Origin of the sequence: Lysinibacillus sp. JNUCC 51, from assembly GCF_015999525.1 — a bacterium.
Taxonomy (GTDB): Bacteria; Bacillota; Bacilli; order Bacillales_A; family Planococcaceae; genus Lysinibacillus; species Lysinibacillus xylanilyticus.
This window is the reverse complement of sequence record NZ_CP065545.1, coordinates 173136-191028: the sequence shown is the minus strand read 5'-3', so window position 1 is coordinate 191028 and position 17893 is coordinate 173136. Positions and strand designations below refer to the sequence as shown.

At 32.7% G+C, this 17893-nt stretch carries 21 protein-coding genes; 14 read left to right on the top strand and 7 right to left on the bottom strand.

Features of this window, described 5'->3' with window-relative positions; all coding sequences use genetic code 11:
* Positions 1–71 precede the first annotated feature (71 nt).
* Together JNUCC51_RS01150 and JNUCC51_RS01145 are read left to right on the top strand one after the other, a co-directional pair.
* Positions 72–779 (top strand): MBL fold metallo-hydrolase, encoded by a 708-nt coding sequence (locus tag JNUCC51_RS01150; RefSeq protein ID WP_337990446.1) that lies wholly within the window; start codon positions 72–74, stop codon positions 777–779.
* Between the two features lie 116 nt (positions 780–895).
* Positions 896–1141: a hypothetical protein gene (locus JNUCC51_RS01145; protein WP_337990445.1), complete on the top strand. Its 246-nt coding sequence runs from the start codon at positions 896–898 to the stop codon at positions 1139–1141.
* A 190-nt stretch (positions 1142–1331) separates the two neighbouring features.
* On the opposite strand, the gene JNUCC51_RS01140 is transcribed toward JNUCC51_RS01145, so the two are convergent.
* From JNUCC51_RS01140 to JNUCC51_RS01130, 3 genes are all read right to left on the bottom strand, one after another.
* Positions 1332–2489: a Ger(x)C family spore germination protein gene (locus JNUCC51_RS01140; protein ID WP_337990444.1), complete on the bottom strand. Its 1158-nt coding sequence runs from the start codon at positions 2487–2489 to the stop codon at positions 1332–1334.
* 209 nt (positions 2490–2698) lie between these two features.
* On the bottom strand, positions 2699–3103 hold the full coding sequence (locus JNUCC51_RS01135; RefSeq protein WP_337990443.1) for a VOC family protein: 405 nt from the start codon (positions 3101–3103) through the stop codon (positions 2699–2701).
* Between the two features lie 81 nt (positions 3104–3184).
* Positions 3185–4390: a serine hydrolase domain-containing protein gene (locus tag JNUCC51_RS01130; protein WP_337990442.1), complete on the bottom strand. Its 1206-nt coding sequence runs from the start codon at positions 4388–4390 to the stop codon at positions 3185–3187.
* Positions 4391–4510: 120 nt separating this feature from the next.
* On the opposite strand from JNUCC51_RS01130, the gene JNUCC51_RS01125 reads away from it, so the two are divergent.
* From JNUCC51_RS01125 to JNUCC51_RS01105, 5 genes are all read left to right on the top strand, one after another.
* Positions 4511–5110 (top strand): TetR/AcrR family transcriptional regulator, encoded by a 600-nt coding sequence (locus JNUCC51_RS01125; RefSeq protein WP_337990441.1) that lies wholly within the window; start codon positions 4511–4513, stop codon positions 5108–5110.
* Positions 5111–5420: 310 nt separating this feature from the next.
* Complete coding sequence (locus tag JNUCC51_RS01120; protein ID WP_337990440.1) at positions 5421–5603, top strand: hypothetical protein; 183 nt, start codon at positions 5421–5423, stop codon at positions 5601–5603.
* Between the two features lie 146 nt (positions 5604–5749).
* The gene (locus JNUCC51_RS01115) at positions 5750–6397 is read left to right on the top strand and encodes a pentapeptide repeat-containing protein (protein WP_337990439.1); all 648 of its coding nucleotides are present in this window, start codon (positions 5750–5752) and stop codon (positions 6395–6397) included.
* Between the two features lie 30 nt (positions 6398–6427).
* Entirely contained in the window at positions 6428–6985 is a 558-nt protein-coding gene (locus JNUCC51_RS01110) for a putative glycolipid-binding domain-containing protein (RefSeq protein WP_337990438.1), read from the top strand.
* A gap of 309 nt (positions 6986–7294) precedes the next feature.
* Positions 7295–7792 carry a hypothetical protein gene (locus tag JNUCC51_RS01105; protein WP_337990437.1) on the top strand — a complete coding sequence of 166 codons (498 nt, stop codon included), beginning with the start codon at positions 7295–7297 and terminating at the stop codon, positions 7790–7792.
* Positions 7793–7910: 118 nt separating this feature from the next.
* Here the strand turns inward: JNUCC51_RS01105 and JNUCC51_RS01100 are convergent, their stop codons facing one another.
* The gene (locus JNUCC51_RS01100; RefSeq protein ID WP_337990436.1) at positions 7911–8354 is read right to left on the bottom strand and encodes a GNAT family N-acetyltransferase; all 444 of its coding nucleotides are present in this window, start codon (positions 8352–8354) and stop codon (positions 7911–7913) included.
* A gap of 662 nt (positions 8355–9016) precedes the next feature.
* Between JNUCC51_RS01100 and JNUCC51_RS24740 the strand changes: the two genes are divergently transcribed.
* Positions 9017–9139, top strand: a complete 123-nt coding sequence (locus JNUCC51_RS24740; protein ID WP_443136987.1) for a DUF3953 domain-containing protein — start codon at positions 9017–9019, stop codon at positions 9137–9139.
* Positions 9140–9344: 205 nt separating this feature from the next.
* Here the strand turns inward: JNUCC51_RS24740 and JNUCC51_RS01095 are convergent, their stop codons facing one another.
* A complete protein-coding gene (locus tag JNUCC51_RS01095; RefSeq protein WP_443136970.1) occupies positions 9345–9962 on the bottom strand; it encodes a hypothetical protein in 618 nt (205 codons plus the stop codon).
* 990 nt (positions 9963–10952) lie between these two features.
* Complete coding sequence (locus JNUCC51_RS01090) at positions 10953–11495, bottom strand: hypothetical protein (protein ID WP_337990434.1); 543 nt, start codon at positions 11493–11495, stop codon at positions 10953–10955.
* Positions 11496–12361: 866 nt separating this feature from the next.
* On the opposite strand from JNUCC51_RS01090, the gene JNUCC51_RS01085 reads away from it, so the two are divergent.
* A complete protein-coding gene (locus JNUCC51_RS01085) occupies positions 12362–13075 on the top strand; it encodes a YukJ family protein (RefSeq protein ID WP_337990433.1) in 714 nt (237 codons plus the stop codon).
* Positions 13076–13320: 245 nt separating this feature from the next.
* On the opposite strand, the gene JNUCC51_RS01080 is transcribed toward JNUCC51_RS01085, so the two are convergent.
* On the bottom strand, positions 13321–13920 hold the full coding sequence (locus tag JNUCC51_RS01080) for a DUF7010 family protein (RefSeq protein ID WP_337990432.1): 600 nt from the start codon (positions 13918–13920) through the stop codon (positions 13321–13323).
* A 681-nt stretch (positions 13921–14601) separates the two neighbouring features.
* Here JNUCC51_RS01080 and JNUCC51_RS01075 point away from each other — a divergent pair.
* From JNUCC51_RS01075 to JNUCC51_RS01055, 5 genes are all read left to right on the top strand, one after another.
* A complete protein-coding gene (locus tag JNUCC51_RS01075) occupies positions 14602–14775 on the top strand; it encodes a hypothetical protein (protein WP_337990431.1) in 174 nt (57 codons plus the stop codon).
* A gap of 736 nt (positions 14776–15511) precedes the next feature.
* Complete coding sequence (locus tag JNUCC51_RS01070) at positions 15512–15778, top strand: hypothetical protein (protein ID WP_337990430.1); 267 nt, start codon at positions 15512–15514, stop codon at positions 15776–15778.
* A 162-nt stretch (positions 15779–15940) separates the two neighbouring features.
* Positions 15941–16267: a metalloregulator ArsR/SmtB family transcription factor gene (locus JNUCC51_RS01065; RefSeq protein WP_337990429.1), complete on the top strand. Its 327-nt coding sequence runs from the start codon at positions 15941–15943 to the stop codon at positions 16265–16267.
* A complete protein-coding gene (locus JNUCC51_RS01060) occupies positions 16254–16952 on the top strand; it encodes an SRPBCC domain-containing protein (RefSeq protein ID WP_337990428.1) in 699 nt (232 codons plus the stop codon). Before JNUCC51_RS01065 ends, JNUCC51_RS01060 begins: the two co-directional genes overlap by 14 nt.
* Positions 16953–17363: 411 nt before the next feature.
* On the top strand, positions 17364–17786 hold the full coding sequence (locus tag JNUCC51_RS01055) for an ester cyclase (protein WP_337990427.1): 423 nt from the start codon (positions 17364–17366) through the stop codon (positions 17784–17786).
* The last annotated feature ends 107 nt before the right edge of the window (positions 17787–17893 follow it).

Below are 17893 nucleotides of genomic sequence, written 5' to 3'. Positions count from 1 at the left end.
TTAGGGGGTAGCATTAAAGAACCAATCATATTGTTTGTGAAATAAAGTAATTGGAGAAGAGAGGCTGCTATATGTTGAAATTTATCGGCTCTGGAAGTGCATTTAATACAAGACTAGGTAATACTTCAGCGTATTATAAAGAAGGACATCAGATGTTGCTGATTGATTGTGGCAGCAATATTTTTCACCGCATTAAGGAAAATAATTTACTGGAAGGTATCGATCACATCCATGTATTGATAACTCATACTCATGCGGACCACGTAGGAAGCCTTGCTGATTTTATTTTTTATAGCTATTATAGCCATGGCGAAATGGCAAAACCTAATGTTTCTGTATATTCCGTTTATGATGTGAAAATTGAAGAATTGTTGGCCATTAATGGCATTATGCCAGGGGTTCATTGCTTAACAAAAAAATGTCAATCGGATACACAGTACACATTTAATATCTGTAAAGTACTTTTCGAAAGATCTAGTCATGTGAAAGAGATTCCTTCTTATTCAATTGAATTATCTATAGATGACAAGCTTATTTATTATACAGGAGATACAAATAACCTTAAAGAATCTTTACGAAATCCAATGGCATACGATTATGTTTATGTGGATACTTGTAAAGCTGATTATGAGGGCAATGTGCACTTGTCATTACGAAAACTTAGTGAGTTAGTGAATTTCGATGTACGTTCAAAATTTTGGTGTATGCATTTAGACGAAGGCTTTGTCCGTCAAGAAGCTGAAAAGTTAGGGTTCAATGTTGTAATGAACGAATTTTAAGGACGTTCGCCATCAGGAAAGCGAGTAGCGTCCATTAATGAAATTGGTTAAAAATGGTTTATCAACTCGTTTTTTGATGATAAAGTTGAATTGTTATCGGAAAGGGGGAGTAAAGAATGGGGTTCTTTATTGTAATTATGGGATTCATTATTTTAGTAGGAATGATTAGCTTAATAAAAAAGGAATTCTCTAATCATGATAGTTCAACAAGAAGTCATTCCAATCATTCGAATACTCATATTGATTATAGTTCAACAAATACATCCGTAGAAGATTTAAATAGACATGATTGTTCGGACAGTCCTTCTACTAGTTATAGTGATACAACTAGTTGTAGTGATAGTGGTTCGTCGTCTGAATAAGCGCCCAGATATTTTTTTAACAATGTAAAATGCTGTAGCGTGTGACAACGCTACAGCTAAGAATTGGTCTTGCCCTTTTAATGGCTTAGCCATCAACTGCATTATAACACATAGAACTAAAAATCATAGTTCGAATGAGATTTTGATTGAATATATCGTTGGATAGCTGACACAAATGTGTTAAAAATAGCTATTCTTTAAGTGTTTCAGCAAATGTTTTTCGACCAGGATTAACTTTATTTACGGTAACTTTTATTTTACTAAGTGAGTCTGCTTTCAATGGGATTTTGCCATCTTTCTGTATTTTTTTCCATACTTTCACGTTTTTTCGATATAGCTGCTCTGATAAGCGGAAAATATCAACATCCAATTTTAGACCTGCTTCATATGATGCTTTTATATCTTTTGTTACTTCCTTAATAATACCTTCCCTTATTTCGTCGGTGCTTACTTTTCCTTTGAAACCATTGATGATGGCATTTAATTTTATTTCCGCTTCAAATGTGACTTCATTGTTTTTTACAATTGGTTTAATAGTTGTACTTAATTTTTCTAAATCAACTGTTAAGTATTCTTTTTCTTTATTGCCTAATTTAAAGGTTACGTCTCCTCGAGTTTTTTTATGATACATCCATTGGATACCTCTTGCATCCCCATCATTTAGGTAGCCTTTAAATCCATTCTTTGAAACTATTCCGAACCCTGTTAATGCAGTTTCCGTTTTTGGTCCATCAATCGTTTCCCATTTTTTGTTAATTGTTACGAGCGGAAGATTCACTTCATGACTTGGCTCATTTAAAAAGATAACCAGTTTTCGTAAATCAACGGGCTCTACAAATGTGTTTAGATCTTTTGTATGCAATGGATTGCTTAGTTTTGAAGCTGTTAGTGATTTATTTAATACCGGTGTGATTAAAAGAACTTCTTTAATAGGTTCTTTTGTTACAAAAGCCAATATTTGATACCTCGTAGCCCGAAAACGTAAAAAACTGTCAATGACAGGAATGGAATTCTCATTTTTTAAGGCATCCTCAGAGAAAAGAATATAAGTCAAATTTCCCCAGAATACTTTTTGGTCGATGGAGCGATATAATTCAAAAAAGGCTTCTTCCATCGTTTTACCTTTAGCATATCCAATTTCTGACGGTGCTGCTTGAGGAGTAGGCCCTTCAGATTTAGCTACATTCGCAAAATTAATAATTTGCATATAAATTTCATATTGACCATCTTTATAGTCGATACCAATTCCGTCAACATAGTACATTCTTTGTGGTTCTTTAGAATCCCAACATCCAGAAAGCAATAGTGCAGCTGTTAAACTTACTATCAACGTAATTGTTTTCTTCATTTTTTGATCCCTACTTTTAAAAATTCTGTGTAATTTAAAGGGGTTTTGTATATAGCTTGGACAAAAAATGAGAGAATTATAAGTAGTGAAGAATTTAGGATAGCTATATTTAGCCATTTAAACAAAAGACCAGGTCTCATATTTTTATAATGAGACCTGGCGTATTTCTGAAAAAAACGAAAAGGGATGAAGAAAATCCCTTGATTACTTTAAATTCCTTTATTATCACGAATTTCTATAATAGTGCCTTCAGGCGATATTAACTTACAAAGCTGGCCATTTTCAACCTTATAAATAATTTCATCATTTTTTCGAATGAAATGAACATCCATATTCTTCAATCGTTCTACTTCTTGACAAAGATTGTCAACCCATAAACAGAAATGTACAATACCTTGAGCATTTGAATTGCATGTATCCAGATCTTCATTATACTTTCCAGTTTGGAGTTCAATATAAAATGCTCCAAGTTTTAACCAAGTATTAAAATGTCTATCGTGGAAATTTGGTGACTTCTGTGCTAGTTCAAATCCTAATACTTCAGTGTAAAAATTTAAAGATTCAACATATGTATTCGTTTGTATGCAAATGTGGTGCACATATTTTTCAGCCATAAATTAATTCTCCTTCTGATTTATATTCATAGTTTAATATAAATTACATCACTAATGATATGATATAACATCTAACTAACTTTAAAGACAACTATACAGCGCATTCCGTAGGGCAAGTTCCCTTGGTTCATTAGCCATGCCAAATCCATGTTTATTCATAGCGTACGCATATCCTAATCCCTCGTCTGGGTCAGCAAAGCAGAACGAACCGCCAGCTCCAGGATGTCCAAAAGAGCTTTCGCTTCGACCAAATTGCATATTAGAGAAGTGTTTCCAAAAGCCTAAAGAATATGCTATGTCAATACAATTTACATGGTCGTAGAAGCCTTCTTTTGGAGGTGTGGCGCCCATGCTTAATTCATTCAATGTTAAAGAGCTTAATCCGAGTATTTTTGCGCGGCTTGCAAATGCACCATAAATTTTTGCCATTCCTCTGACTTGCCCAACTCCGTTACCTGAAGGGAATTCAATAGATAGAATAGGACGATGATTAAAATTATTATTGGCAACAAATTTTTTAGGATCAACTAAACTTCGAGCTACTAGTGACTTAGAGTTTAAAAAGTTAAGTAACATTTTTGGCGGCAATTTAGTCATTCCTTTAAGTAACTGGATAGGGTGGTTTATTCCTTCAATAGTTGTAATTCTCTCTTCCGAAATTTCTGCAGGTAATCCAATATAAAATTCTGCGTTTAACGGTTCAGCAATTTCTTCTTTGAAAAAATCTTTTAGAGTACGGTGTTTTGGATCAGTTCTTCTAATGAGCTCTGCAATTAATGTCCCAATTGTCCATGCATGATACGCATGAAATTTTCCCACCTCCCAATCAGGTTTACTTACAGCAAGGCACTGTGATAAGCGTGAAGTATCTAGGTCTTCTAAATTTTCAATATTAAGTCTATCGAGAGCAGACAAACCAGCTTGATGTGCCAGGAGCTGTCTAACTGTAATTTTTTCTTTGCCATTTTGAGCGAATTCTGGCCAATATGTACAAACTTTCTCATCATAATCAATATATCCTCTTGAATGCGCTAGACTTAAAGCTAATGCAGCATACCCTTTTGTAGCAGAAAATACTTGTACTAAGGTGTCTTTCTCCCATTCAGCACGAGTTTTTCGATCTCGAAATCCGCCCCATAAATCAACAACGGGTTTGTCATTAATATAAACTGAAAATGCAGCTCCGACTTCTCCTCTACTAGTAAAATTCTTAATAAATTCTTCCTTCACTAATTCAAAACCGTGTGCAATAAAACCATGGATAGGAATATTATTTTTTATTCTCATATTGCTGTTCTCCTTTTGAATAAGCCATCTCTTTACAAAAAAGAATAAATTTAATAAAATTAACTTAACAGATATATGACTAAAAATCAACAAATAGTCAAATAAAGAGGTGGCACTATGATGGCAAGAATATCAACTGAACAGAGGAAACAAATACATGAAACACTTCTCGCCCAAAGTAAAGAGTTATTTATTCAGTATGGTTTTTCTAAAACAAGTATTGATGACATAGTAAATGCATGTGGGATTGCAAAAGGTTCTTTTTATTCATACTATCCTTCAAAAGAAGAATTATTTTATGCTGTATTGCGAAGAGAAGAAGAAATAAAAAAGAAAATCATTACTGAGGTGATGAGTGAATCCTTACCACCTAAAGAACTTTTAATTAGATTTTTTGATATTTCCTTTAAAGCAATAGAAGAAAATGCATTTTTACAAAATCTTTATCAAAGAGGGGAGTATGAGAAAATAGTTAAGAGACTCCCTAAAGAACTTATCGATGACCATGCCAAAGAAGATTTAGAAAGTTCGTTAGATTTTGTGAAATTTTTACAGGGGAATGGGGTTACTGAAGAAGATCCTGAAGTTCTAATCGGCATTTTTCGATTAATGATGCTTCTACCTTTGCATCGAGAAGAAATTGGTGAGCAAGCATTCGGGAAGACTGTAAAAAAAATGATTGAATGTTTATCAAATGGTTTAACTTCTTTCGGCAAATGACTTTTGTAAGGAATCGGAAAGGAGTTCTTAAAATGTTAGCCTTTAATCATCGCATCCATGCGATAACGGCTAACTGACCTGCATCGGTAAAAACGCCACGTTCTGTGGTATTACCGAAATGACCGACATCGTGTCGTCCCTTACGCAGGCCTAAGCACAAAGCCTATTCCAGACGCAATTATGCTGAGGCAAAATTGATTAAGATAAGAAAAGCTACATTCGCAGATTATCATCAAACTTTATTACCGAAGAAATAGTGTAATATTTATAAGTATAATTTACACCAAAATGGATAATTTAAATATCGGAGGTGATAATTTTGACAAACGAAAAGCGCAATAAAACTGAAGAAGAGCAAGTAGAAATTGGAGCAGATTTGAGCCCTGATGATTTAGATGTGCGTGAAGAAAATGATCTAACTAAAGAGCAAAAGAACAATGCAAATAATGAAAAACAATACAAAGAAAACACTTCCTCAAAACGTAATAAATAATAAAGAAGACGTATAAAATTTCCTACCACAATCATTCGGTTGTGGTAATTTGAATTTATATATACATATGAAAGATAATAGGATTTTAATGTAAACTGTTTATAAAGAATTCAGTAGCGCAATAAAATAGAGAAAGGATAAATAGAATGACTACAAAATTTAAAATTGAACTTCCTATTATCCCAAATGATTTAACTCAAGGAGCTTTTGAAGACATTTTGTACGATGAAGAACCTTATCTATCAAATCAACTAATTACGAATATTAGTAGAGAGAATGATAGTATTGAACGTTTAATTGTTTCTAAAGTTATGTTTCAAAAAGTATCTTTGATTAACTCGAACTTCAATAAAATCGATATAACTGATGTTATCTTTGAAAACTGCGATTTATCTAACTCAAAATTTAACGAAGGAATTATTCATCGGGTTACATTTAGAAACTGTAAGCTGTTAGGTGTTGATTTCTCTGAGGCCCATTTAGGAAACGTTTCTTTTGAAGGTTGTGTGATGAATTTATGTAACTTTGGAGTAGCAAGATTAAAACAGATTTGTTTTGATCAGTCTTCATTACGTGGTACAAGCTATTATGACTGCCAATTTAAGAAAGTGAAATTTGAACGCTGTAATATTGATGAAGTTGATTTTAGCGATACGCCTTTAAATAATGTGGATATCAGTACATGTACTTTTGAACGATTAAATGTAACAATAAAGAATTTAAGTGGTTGTGTGATTTCCACTGAACAAGCAATTGGTTTTGCTGAATTACTAGGTTTAAAGGTTAAACGATGATATTTACAAAAAAAGATAGGGGAGAAAATTTTGAATCAAAAGGTAGTATGGAAAAATGAAGAACAGTTTGGTTGCGAGTATTTCAGCATTACTAAAGAAGAAAAAAACTTCTCAGCTAAAGGGACAATTATATACGTAGAAGGGGATGAATCTAATGCTCATATTGTAGAATACAAAGTTGATTTAGACACCAATTGGTTTACTAAAAAATTGACAATAGTAGTTGATGAACACATCAGTTTAAACTTATCATCTGATGGAAAGGGTAACTGGTACGAAAATGATGGACAGGTAATTGATAAGTTAAAAGGTGCATTTGATATAGATATATCTGCAACACCATTTTCAAATTCACTTCCTATCAATAGAATGGATTGGGTCCTTAATCAAGAGGAACATTTCGAAATGGTATACATATCTATTCCATCCCTCGAGGTAAATAAAGTTCCCCAATCCTATAAATATATAAATAACAATGGTAATTTGAGATATTTTAAATACCGTTGTTATGATTATGAAACAACTATATGTGTAGACGAACAGGGTTTGATTTTAGACTATCCGAATTTATTTAGAAGAGTAAAATAAGACCAAGATATCATTCTTGGTCTATTTTTGTTCCTTAATTAGTGAGCAACTTGTCCGCCATCAGCTACATAAATATAGCCGTTACAGAAGCTTGCTGCGAGTGATACAGGTGTATTATAAAATTGGCGTGCTGTAATTTCGTAGTTCTAGATACTATTGAACTTAGAATTCGCTCATTTTGGTGGGAAATTGCTTAAAATGCAACAAAACCCAATATTCAAATAAGAAAAATGATAGTGTATTGCAATAAATATAGTAGAACATTCTATATTTTTAACAAAAACAAGTTACCTTTATTAGGATAAAGGGATGAAGGAAGGTATTATCATTTTATATTTAGGATTGATTATTATTGCTTGTTTATTTTTATATTCACAAAGAGCATCATTGTCATTGGTGGCTGATTCAAAGCTACAATTACCAATTAAAAGAATGGAAATGTTAATTGCGATTGCTCCTTTTGTTTCAGTAGTCGTGTTTTCTATTCTTTTTTTAACAGTACTGAAAGGACAATTAGCAGATAGAATATCTCATGCTTTAATAGTTTTTAGTCTTTGGATTTTTTTCACTTATTTCATAAAAACCTTATTAGGTTATTGGAAAAATAAAAATATATTATTGGCTACTTTTGTCGGAATACTATTGACCCTATATTTTATTATCCAATTGACTCCGCTAGACAATTATACAAAGTTAGTTTTTCTGAAGATAGGGAATTTCTCATTTATCATAGGTATAGTATTGATAATTTTATTTTATTCGACTTATTTACATAACAGAAAGTTTGGTTTTACGAGAGTGAATTAAGGTTTTATTTATTCACTATTAGAAAAGAGAAGCGTATTCGGAATGGTCGAATACGCCTCTCTTTTATTGTACGCATAAAAACCAAGATAGCTTAAAATTGTCTTACATTCAATAATTTTTAAACATTAACTTTCATTAAAGGAAGATGACGGTCAGGAAACACAGTAGATGGTGTAGAGCCAATGTTCTTTGCTCCCATTTTCAAATAAAAACCTTCTGCATTAGGTTCACTATCAAGCGTAAACTCGCTTATTCCTAACTCTTTTGCTTTATTTAATAAATGGTCCCATATCATTCTCCCTAATCCTTTACCAATATAATCGGGGTCTATGAATAATGCATCTAATTTCTGTTCGTTAATAGTAAAGCTATAAAATGCTATGATCTTGTTGTCATTCTCCATGACGAAAACTGGATTTTCTTCTATGTACTCTTTTGTTACTGTTAAATCCTCTTTACATTGTTGCAGAAAATCTTCTGTATATCCCCAGTAGGCTTTTGACTTATAGGCTAAATTGCTTAATAATTGACAATCTTGAACTTTTACACTTCTAATTAACACAATAATCCCTCCGATAAATTATTTTTTCTTTACTACTTTTCTTGAATGCAAGAATTGTTCATGCTTATTCATCCATTCTGTTCTTTAAAAAGTTAGAAGATAACATTAAAGAAATCCCAATAAAAATGTATATTAATGCTACAGATTTATTCGGAATTGATGAATTGTAATCAAATGGACCGAGCGATGTTGCAAGTCCACTTATAAATAAAAAGAAGCCTATCCAATAAATGAATTTCCCAAATTGAAGAATTTGTTTTCAATGGCATCGCAACTCCTAATATTTTGATTGGTTATTTGTGATAAGATAACATAATTACGGTATTTTTAAAACTACATGGAAATTTCAACTGACGTAATTTTGTTTCTGGATTTAGTTCGGTAAAGTTTTATCCCTGGACGGACAGACAGACGACCGACCTTCATCCATAACAAGAAAGGCTAGATTTGGCATTGATATCCAAAACCTTTTTTTTATTGTATGATAAAAATAAAAATATTTAAAACTATCGAAGAACTTGTAATTAAAAAGGGGAGTGGAGGTTTTGCTGAAAATTTTACAAATTGTTTTTTCAATCATAGTAGTATCCCTCTCAGCGTATGGACTTATCACACGCGATTACCAGCTGAATTTTTTAACGATATTATTCTTGGGATTATTTATGTTAACTTTAGGAATTAAAGAATTTCAGAGAGAGAACAAGTTTTATGGTTGGCTACTAATCGGGGTATTTTTATTTTCGGTATTTGTGTCAATTCAAGGTTTTCTATACAGGTCTAGCTAAATGTGTGTGTAAAAATGAACTTCTCTAAAATAGATATATTACGTGAACGAAGCCTTCATTTAAATAGAATGAGGCTTTTTATTTCTATACTGACTGTATTAAAATCAATTGATTGTAAGGTACAAAAAGGGCCACTCGTTAAAGAGTGGCCCTCTTTATGATATCCCGAGTAATTATTTTGTTACTAAAAATTCATCATAAATTATTAAATTTTGTTCCAGATGACCATAAATTGGGCTGCTTCAGATTCAAGTGCAATTAGATGATCTTCTGTGGAGGGTTCATCTGAAATCAGTCTACCTTTTTGGACGTTATAAATTGCTGGTTTTATATCAGGAGAATGCTCAATGGTGAAGTCAGATTGATTTAAAAGTGTCAAAGATGATCGGCATTTATTTTTATCAATTCGTTCGTCCTTGCCTTTGAAATATAACTTGATTAAGTAAGGAACACCATCAATCTTTAATCCAAGTTCTGGTGATGAACGAACAGTTAAATGTTCGCTATTCCAATTAGATTTTCCTGGTTCAAACCATTCAATTTCTTTATTTTTAATGAACTTTAAATGCGCTTTGACTGCTTCTAGGTAATTATTTTGTTTAGCTTGAGAAGCTTTGTCAGCAAGAGAAAGCAAGTAATCGTTACTAAATTCTTTCTCATGGAATTTTCGGATACCATCCCGTAAAGGTTTCCAGTAATCAAAAGCAGGATTGTAATCATCTTGATATTTTATTTGTCTAACCATTGAAGTTTTCCCAGTTACGCCTTTGAAAGTAAAGTCTGTAAATTGTGTAAGACCGATAGATACTTTTTTTGAAGACACTAATAACAACTCCTTTGTTTCTGAATATTCCATAAAATATCTTAGTTAATATTCAGGAGGTTTTAGCATGAACCAATTACAAATATTCGTCCATGACAACGGTCGTATATTAATGATTAATCAAGCATCATAGGGCAATCTACGAAGCTATCGGAGCGATGGAAACTAATGTGGTTTTGGAAAATTACGTTGTAGCCATTAAAGGAGCATTTATTCGAAGTGTAGAAGCACTACAGGATAGTTAGAAAATTGATAACATGGATGTGGATAAGGTCATTAATGCAGGAACAGTTAGGGGTTATCGTTGCACTTACGCTTGGAATTAGTGGATGAGTGGTGGCTCAGATGTTAAAACGGTTAGTGAGTTTTCTTAATAGGCCAGAAGATTGCCGAGATAAAAACCGTAAAGAATTTTGTGGAATATGTGAGTTACTCATTATAGTCATTGGTGTATCAGTAATTATTGCATGCTGGTAATAAAAATGCTGCCTAACAGTTACCTGTTAAACAGCACATGGATAATGTAAATATAAAACAAAAAACGGGAAAAATCAACAATTTTTTCAGAAGTTTATTTTGCTCTAGTTAAGTAATTGCAGATGATGGATTCGCCGTTTCTTTACTTTTGGAGCATGTAGGCTGCTTGATGGGACAACTATTAGGAAAGGATAGTGAAATAAAAAAAATTCTTTCTTAGATTTAATTCAGATATTTCAGTTACACTGCTAAAGCATGGTAGCTATTCAACACCAAAGCACACTCCAACATTTATGTAAAGAAAAAATTAGTACTCACAAGAATGTACCAATTTAAACAAGAATTCTTGGTACAGTAAAACCAATTTTATCACAGCCTCTTATTATTTTGATATGTGCAAGTGTTGCAAATAGATCGTTATTACCATATGTATTCAATTGAATATTTTACCACAGTAGACGAGCCTTATCCCTAGAACGGTAAGGCTCATAATACTATATTTAAAGAGAGTATTTAGTTTAATTTAATCAAATTGATTGATGCAGATAGAATAGTTCCATTATCGCAAGTAGCGAATTCGGGGCCTACATTCCTTAATTGGATAGTTCCACCAGAAGGAATGGATATAATTGTTCCTCCAGAAATCGGTACGCATATAGCCTTATCTAGTTCTAAATCTTCAGTGCCATATCTGGTTTGAATAGGATTTACTTCAGTACCATTTAGAAATAATGCCAAAATTATATCAGTTGTAGTAGGGACAATGATTGGCGATTGATTTCCAAGCACATTGTAATCAATGTAATATGGACCACCCTGAGTTACTCTGATAGTTACTGTATCGGGGTCTAAAGTAATCCCAGCAGTTTCTCCCATTCCATTCCACGGCATAGGGTCATTAGTGTCAAGTGTTATAAAATTTGTTTGAAAAAAGTTCCCGTATGCTGGTGTAGGTAATTGACGTATTTCACATGACTCTACCCCTTTTATTACTCTTGATGGAATACCACATTTTTGGCAATGTTCGCATGAACAATTTTTTTCACAGGGATTCAAAATTATACCTCCTATTTTGTTTTCTGTAGATTATTCAAATTGGGTTTTTTTATTTGTGTGTTTGTTGATATATTTTAATACTTAATGAATAATTGCTTTTAAAACTGCATCAAACAGCCAAAATGAAATGTGAAAGGGATGAGTTTGATGTGGTTTTGATAGTGGGATATGTAGAAAATAGTTCTGAGATTAATAGTAAATATACAATAAAAATGATATTTTCTATTCTCAAGAAGAGTTAATTCAAACATATTTTGGATAGAGTATCAAACGCACCTTCAGTAGTAAGAAGGTGTTTTTTTTTCCTGAAAAGTGAGTATCGAGCAGTTTTCCTCATAAGTCGCAAGGACAAAGGTACTTACTTTTAAGAGTGAAAAGTTGTTGTGTTTAATTTAAGTAAATAAAGTCTTTAATTGTTAAAACATAAGATTCACAGAAGATTACTTTTGTTATAAAAGAGATAGCAGGAACGCACGCCAAAAATAGAGGTGTGGATATCGAAATTTGCTTTAATAAAAGATTGGAGTTCTATTTTTTGGAATGATAGAATAAGTGTTAATAGAGTAGTTAAAACAAATGAGTATTTTGTGAGATAACTATAAAATCGTCTGAGGAGACGAGGAAATTCAATACGTTAATAAAAATATAAAGACTCATAGTGAAGAAATTAAAATTGAACACTTAAAGAGTCCCTTATTTGAATAAAAAATGTGTTACATCCATGATTTAAGTTTAAAACATTTAAAGTAACCTTAAAATTTACTAATATGATTTCATTCCAACTAATTGTCAAACTAAATATGTAAGCTAACACTAAAGGTGAGATAAGAACGGAAAAATTCTATTAAATTGGAGGTTTTAATTACATGCCATTATTCAAATACGGAGTGCTAAAAGGTAAAGTTGTTGACGTGAGACCTGTGGATTCATTTGACAAAACTCCTCATTACGAAGTGCATATTCGAGCAACAAAGAAGGACAAAAGTGAGGAGAATTACAGGATTGCAATCAATGTTGCCTCAAAGGTAAAGCCTTCTGAAGTACTGTATTTTGTTAGTGAGGATTTTAACTCGAATCAAATAACAATTATCCAAAATTACGAGGAGGGATTTACAGAAGTTACTAGGGAAAATCGCGAAATTGCACTAGATTATATTCGTGGAGGCTTATTTGATCCAAAAAAAATGATTCCCCTCCCTGCATCAAAAAATGGACCAGACAACGACCTTAATGAAAAAGTTAATAAATATATACAAGAAGCAATGTCTAAAAAAGCTACAGTTTATGCTTACGGAGAAAAATTTAAAACTGAAGATAAAGTAGATAAATATTTCGGTTTTTCTCCAGGTAGAGGTATTCATGATATTCACATGAATCAAGGAAATAGTAGGGATTTTAGGAAAGACGACGGGGTATGGCAAGATGGTGGTGTACTCATTCATTTTGAAAAAGAAAATAGATGGGTTGGTATATTCCTTGCATTCCAATCGCAGTCTTGGTGTACAGATGACCAAGGACATGCAACTAAGCCAGTTAGTATATGTAACCATACAAATAGAAAATCGGTAATTGAAATTTGACATTTACAATTGGATTCACCAATATTGAAAAGGATTCGATTATGTTGAATCACATTACGAACAAAAATAATAATATTCTTTTAGAAAGCCCAGAAACTCAATTAATTTTGAGCCTGGGCTTTTTAAAGTTTGCACAATATTTTACGATTTAATAACCATACTTTTTAATGGTTTTGACATGGAGCAATCATCGAGCTATATAGGAGCTTTTGCTTTGCTACCCGTTACGTCAAATGCTCATAATTTCATATACTATTTACTTTATCTATAATTTGATAATCATAGCCTTTGAGAGGTATTTTTGAATTAATATGAATTGTTATTCCGAGTATTAGGGAGATTAAACCCCATACTAAACAAATAAAGTGTACAAATTCACTTGGGATAGAATAAATGAAAAACATACTGAGACATTCACCCACCACCACCAAAATGAAATATAGATACTCTAAATGAATCCAACAAAGAATTATTAAATGTGCTGCGTTAATAATGCAAAGGATTGGCAATATTTTTGTCGAATCTAATTCATTAACTAATAACAGTACTGGAAAACAATAAACAGTTATTGCTGAAGCAAATCCGACCAATGATGAATACTGGCTTGGATTTGCTTTCATTTTCATTAATTTAAAAAATAGGGTTCCTATTATGGGGACTAATAAACCACCCCATATGTAAAATTTGATTAATATAGTTTCATCAAGAACGTAAGTTAAAGTAAATGCCAACAGCCAATATATAGAACCGGCTATAAGCATAAAACCTCCACCACGATATTGCTGTATAAAATCGAACCTATCTCTTTGAACCATAACATTTTTAGGTACAAATGGTATCCTCATATTATTGTCTCCTCCTTAATTAAATTTACTTAGTATCAGTTTTATGATTATCAGTGACTAAGATTCAAAATGGAAAAGAAAAGAGGTAGGAGTATAACCCATAGCCCAATAGAAAATTACTTGATTAAACTATAATGGTTTCAAAGAAAACTACACATAGGGTTATCTCTCCGTTACTAACTGGATGCTGATGCGGGAATAGTGAGTATTGATACAAGCAATAATTTTGATAATTTCTTTTTCATATAATATATATCATCTTGATGTTTTATTATGAATATTTTAACAGTGTTTCCTAATTTGATAAATGTGGTTTTCGCAATTGATTAACAGGAATTATTCAACAAAAACTCTCCATGATTAGCATGGGGATACTATTATGTATTAGATAAAATATGATAGGGAGAGACAGACCGAAGATCACTTGGTGGACGTTACTATGATCCATACATTGTGGCAGTTACAAAAGAATCCCACCAGATAAAGCAGTTTTAAACTTCGATTCTGGACGTTTTGATTTTGAAAATGTATATTTCCAAACTATGCTACTGAGCATCACAGAAGCGAAATAAGGACGTAAAAAACCACATATATGTGATAAATGCGAATATTGCAGGGCTACAAAGAAGTTAGAAGGTACATTCGAAATTGAGTATTTCCTAAATTAGGTGATGCAATTGGATGAATGATGTACTTACTAAAGTTTTATTGCCTGCTTGGATTTTTGAGCAGGTGAAGAATAACGATGAAATCAGTCGCTTGGTGCTGGAATGTAAGACTAAACTTGTCATTTCTTGCGCTTACCCGGGAAATTATTTTTTATTTCCTAACCTGAATAACCACTTTTCCAAATAGGTTTTGGTAAGTCTGATAAAAATAATGTTGGTTTGATGCTTCACAATATGGTTTTTGTTTAATTAAGCCTGTGATGCGAACACAAAGTAAGGCGAGTGCAAAAGGATGAAAAACTTGGATAAAGCCCAAGACTGAAATGTTCGATAACGACTAAATCAAACTAATTAAGGGTATTGCCTGATAAAGATGCAATCATTGGCCGCAGCTAATAAAGCAAATTGTAAGGTTCCAGGGAACTTAGGAGCATCGGTAAAGAGCTATAGCAAATTAGTCGTTTGAGCAGGAGCTACATGAAGATTTGAAAGAAAATTTGCAGTAAAAAAAGATGGGATTTTCCATCTAGGTACACTACTTATCTAGCACGTTGGATATATGTGTTTTGTTTCTCCCGTAAGTGAAGCAAATTACAAATATAAAAAATAATATTACGAGCATTATTCTAATAAAACCCTTTTTGTGTGATTAAACCATATATGTGATGTGATTAAGAAAAAGGGGAAATTACGATCGTGTCAGAAAGAAATTATTCAATACACATGGAGAAATCATAATGGGGATATATTTTGAAACAAAGCACGATGCTTATAATTTTGAAAATTAAAGAACATGAGGTATTCGAAAGTAGGTTGGTTGTAATAGATGAATCAGATACACCATTAATTTGGCTTGATAAAGAAACTGGAAAGGTGAGTTTCGGAGGCGCTTATTTCCGTTTGTACAAGGAGCAAAGACAGCTATGTATGGGATTGAGGCTACTAGCAAAAGCAAGTGGAATTGGACAAGCGATCCAGTATTTATTGAAGTACAACGTAGGATGTATTCAAGTAACAAACGAATTAGTGAGCTTAAGGTTGAAGAGGTGCAACAACCAATCCATTTAGTACGTGGAGAAAGAAAAATTGAGGTACTTCATAGGTTGATTAACGGAAATAGTATGCGAGGGATTGGAAAGCACATGAAATTATCGAGTACTATGATTTTCAGAGTTAGAAAAACGTTTTGAATCAGATGATTTAGTTTCTAGAGATTTGATTGTTTCGAGAAACTGTGTAGGTTATTAGAACAAATTTAAGAATTTTTATTTTCAGAAAAGTCTTGACATTGTTTTCGCCCATATTTATATTTTATATAACCGAACAGTTATATGAAAAGTGAGGAGATGATAATGCCAAATGTTTATCGAGCGTTAGGTGATTCAACGAGACGCCATATTTTAAGTATGCTTAAACAAGGAAGCAAAACTCAAAAGGAGATTGTTGAAGCATTTGATATCTCTCAACCAGCAATTAAGAAGCATTTGAATATTTTATTGGAAGAAAGAATTATTTCAGAGAACTTGAATGGGAAATATCGTATCTACTCAATAAATTACAACACACTCCAAACTGCCTATCATGAAATGCTTCAATACATCGGAGAACTACTTGATGATCAACTCGTAAGTCTTAAAAATTATGTGGAAAAAGGAGAGTTTCGAGATGAAGACAATTAAGGATTCTGTAAAGAGAGAAATTGTTGTTAATGCACCTTTGAAGCAAATTTGGGATGCGTTGACTAAGCCTGAGCATTTAAACCTTTGGTATACAAAAAATGCTGAGATAGATTTTCGTATAGGCGGAAGTGGTTATATGGATCATGGCTGGGGGGCAATATCTGAGGGTGTTTTCACAGAAATAGATCCAATGAAACGCTTTGTACTTGAGAGCATAGACGGGGATTTTACTACCATTACAACTTTAGAAAAAGTTGAAAATGGTGTTCAAGTAAGCATTGAATATCAGGCTTCCTTTATTGGCGAAATGGATCAATCTACAAAGGAAAATATGTTATTTGGTACTAGTCAATTTTTAGAAAATCTAAAGAGTGTTTATGAAACTGGTACTGATAATCGTTCAACGTTTTGGAAAACATGGATTGGTATTGCACACACAACAAACGAAGGAGATATCGGAACAAGAGTTTTACAGGTGAAGGAAGGTTCAGTAGCTGAGGTTGCTGGAATTAAACCAGAAGATATTATACTAGAGATAGATGGAGAAGATATCGGAGGATATGAATCATTTGAAAGAACTTTGAATAAAAAAAATGTTAATTGCAACGTTATCTTAACAATAGTAAGCAAAAATGAAAAATCAAAGGTAAATTGTCTTGTAGATACTTATCCTGTACCTTATTAATATTCAATTATAAAAAAAAAATTAGATATTAAAATCTGTAAACGAAACAAAAGGAACAGATGTAAAACGTGTAATGTGCAGCTCTACCACGGTTTCAAAGGTGAGTTAACTCGACAATTAAATATTTTTCCGCAGTAGACTAGCCTTACCCCTACCACGGTAAGGCTTTTTCTGTACTTTGAAAACTGCTTCAAATAGCCATAAAACAATTGGAGGCTAGTTCAAGGGTTAGGTGTAACGTTAGGAAGATCATGATGCTGAATGGAACTTGAAGGGATTAGTTATTAGCAGGGTGGAGTTTGGTATGGTTTTGAGTGTGGAATTTGCAGAAAATTGTTCCTGTTTGTTTTTATAGGATTATTATTAAGCAAAGGAGATATAGTTTTCCTTACCAAATAGTGGAGGGTTCAAATGACACCAGAGCAAATTGTTAAAAAATTTTTTGAAGTAGTACGTTCAGGAAATAATCCAGATTACGCTACTGAACTAATGGCTGACCGAGTATTGGCACACCAAGTTATTTCTGAAGAGGAATCAACTGTTTTAAGAACGCCCACAGATTATGCAGATCATGTAAAAGAAATGGTAGAAGCATTTGGCGATTTTTCATTAGAAATCCAGGAGTTTATGGTACAAGGAAATAAGGTATATGTACGCTGGAAGCAAGTTGGTACGCATGTTGGAGAAGTCGATGGATTTCAGCCAACAAGTCTTCCGGTTATTGAAATAGCAAGTGCAGTATATAGAATTGAAGAAGAAAAAATAGTAGAGTATTGGATTCAAATTGATCGTGCTGGTATTGAAAAACAACTCAACCGCAATAAAATTAATTAACATCCTTCGGGGTGTTTTTTATTTTGCCTTGATAAGTGGTATCGAGCAGTTTCGCCCTTTTTGCTGATAGGGCAACGTACTTAAATTTTTGGAGAACGTATAAATAA

Coding starts and splice junctions, on each gene's coding strand:
- JNUCC51_RS01150 (WP_337990446.1), top strand. CDS start 72: ATGTTGAAATTTATCGGCTCTGGAAGTGCATTTAATACAAGACTAGGT.
- JNUCC51_RS01145 (WP_337990445.1), top strand. CDS start 896: ATGGGGTTCTTTATTGTAATTATGGGATTCATTATTTTAGTAGGAATG.
- JNUCC51_RS01140 (WP_337990444.1), bottom strand. CDS start 2,489: ATGAAGAAAACAATTACGTTGATAGTAAGTTTAACAGCTGCACTATTG.
- JNUCC51_RS01135 (WP_337990443.1), bottom strand. CDS start 3,103: ATGGCTGAAAAATATGTGCACCACATTTGCATACAAACGAATACATAT.
- JNUCC51_RS01130 (WP_337990442.1), bottom strand. CDS start 4,390: ATGAGAATAAAAAATAATATTCCTATCCATGGTTTTATTGCACACGGT.
- JNUCC51_RS01125 (WP_337990441.1), top strand. CDS start 4,511: ATGGCAAGAATATCAACTGAACAGAGGAAACAAATACATGAAACACTT.
- JNUCC51_RS01115 (WP_337990439.1), top strand. CDS start 5,750: ATGACTACAAAATTTAAAATTGAACTTCCTATTATCCCAAATGATTTA.
- JNUCC51_RS01105 (WP_337990437.1), top strand. CDS start 7,295: ATGAAGGAAGGTATTATCATTTTATATTTAGGATTGATTATTATTGCT.
- JNUCC51_RS24740 (WP_443136987.1), top strand. CDS start 9,017: ATGTTAACTTTAGGAATTAAAGAATTTCAGAGAGAGAACAAGTTTTAT.
- JNUCC51_RS01085 (WP_337990433.1), top strand. CDS start 12,362: ATGCCATTATTCAAATACGGAGTGCTAAAAGGTAAAGTTGTTGACGTG.
- JNUCC51_RS01080 (WP_337990432.1), bottom strand. CDS start 13,920: ATGAGGATACCATTTGTACCTAAAAATGTTATGGTTCAAAGAGATAGG.
- JNUCC51_RS01075 (WP_337990431.1), top strand. CDS start 14,602: ATGAATGATGTACTTACTAAAGTTTTATTGCCTGCTTGGATTTTTGAG.
- JNUCC51_RS01070 (WP_337990430.1), top strand. CDS start 15,512: ATGTATGGGATTGAGGCTACTAGCAAAAGCAAGTGGAATTGGACAAGC.
- JNUCC51_RS01065 (WP_337990429.1), top strand. CDS start 15,941: ATGCCAAATGTTTATCGAGCGTTAGGTGATTCAACGAGACGCCATATT.
- JNUCC51_RS01060 (WP_337990428.1), top strand. CDS start 16,254: ATGAAGACAATTAAGGATTCTGTAAAGAGAGAAATTGTTGTTAATGCA.
- JNUCC51_RS01055 (WP_337990427.1), top strand. CDS start 17,364: ATGACACCAGAGCAAATTGTTAAAAAATTTTTTGAAGTAGTACGTTCA.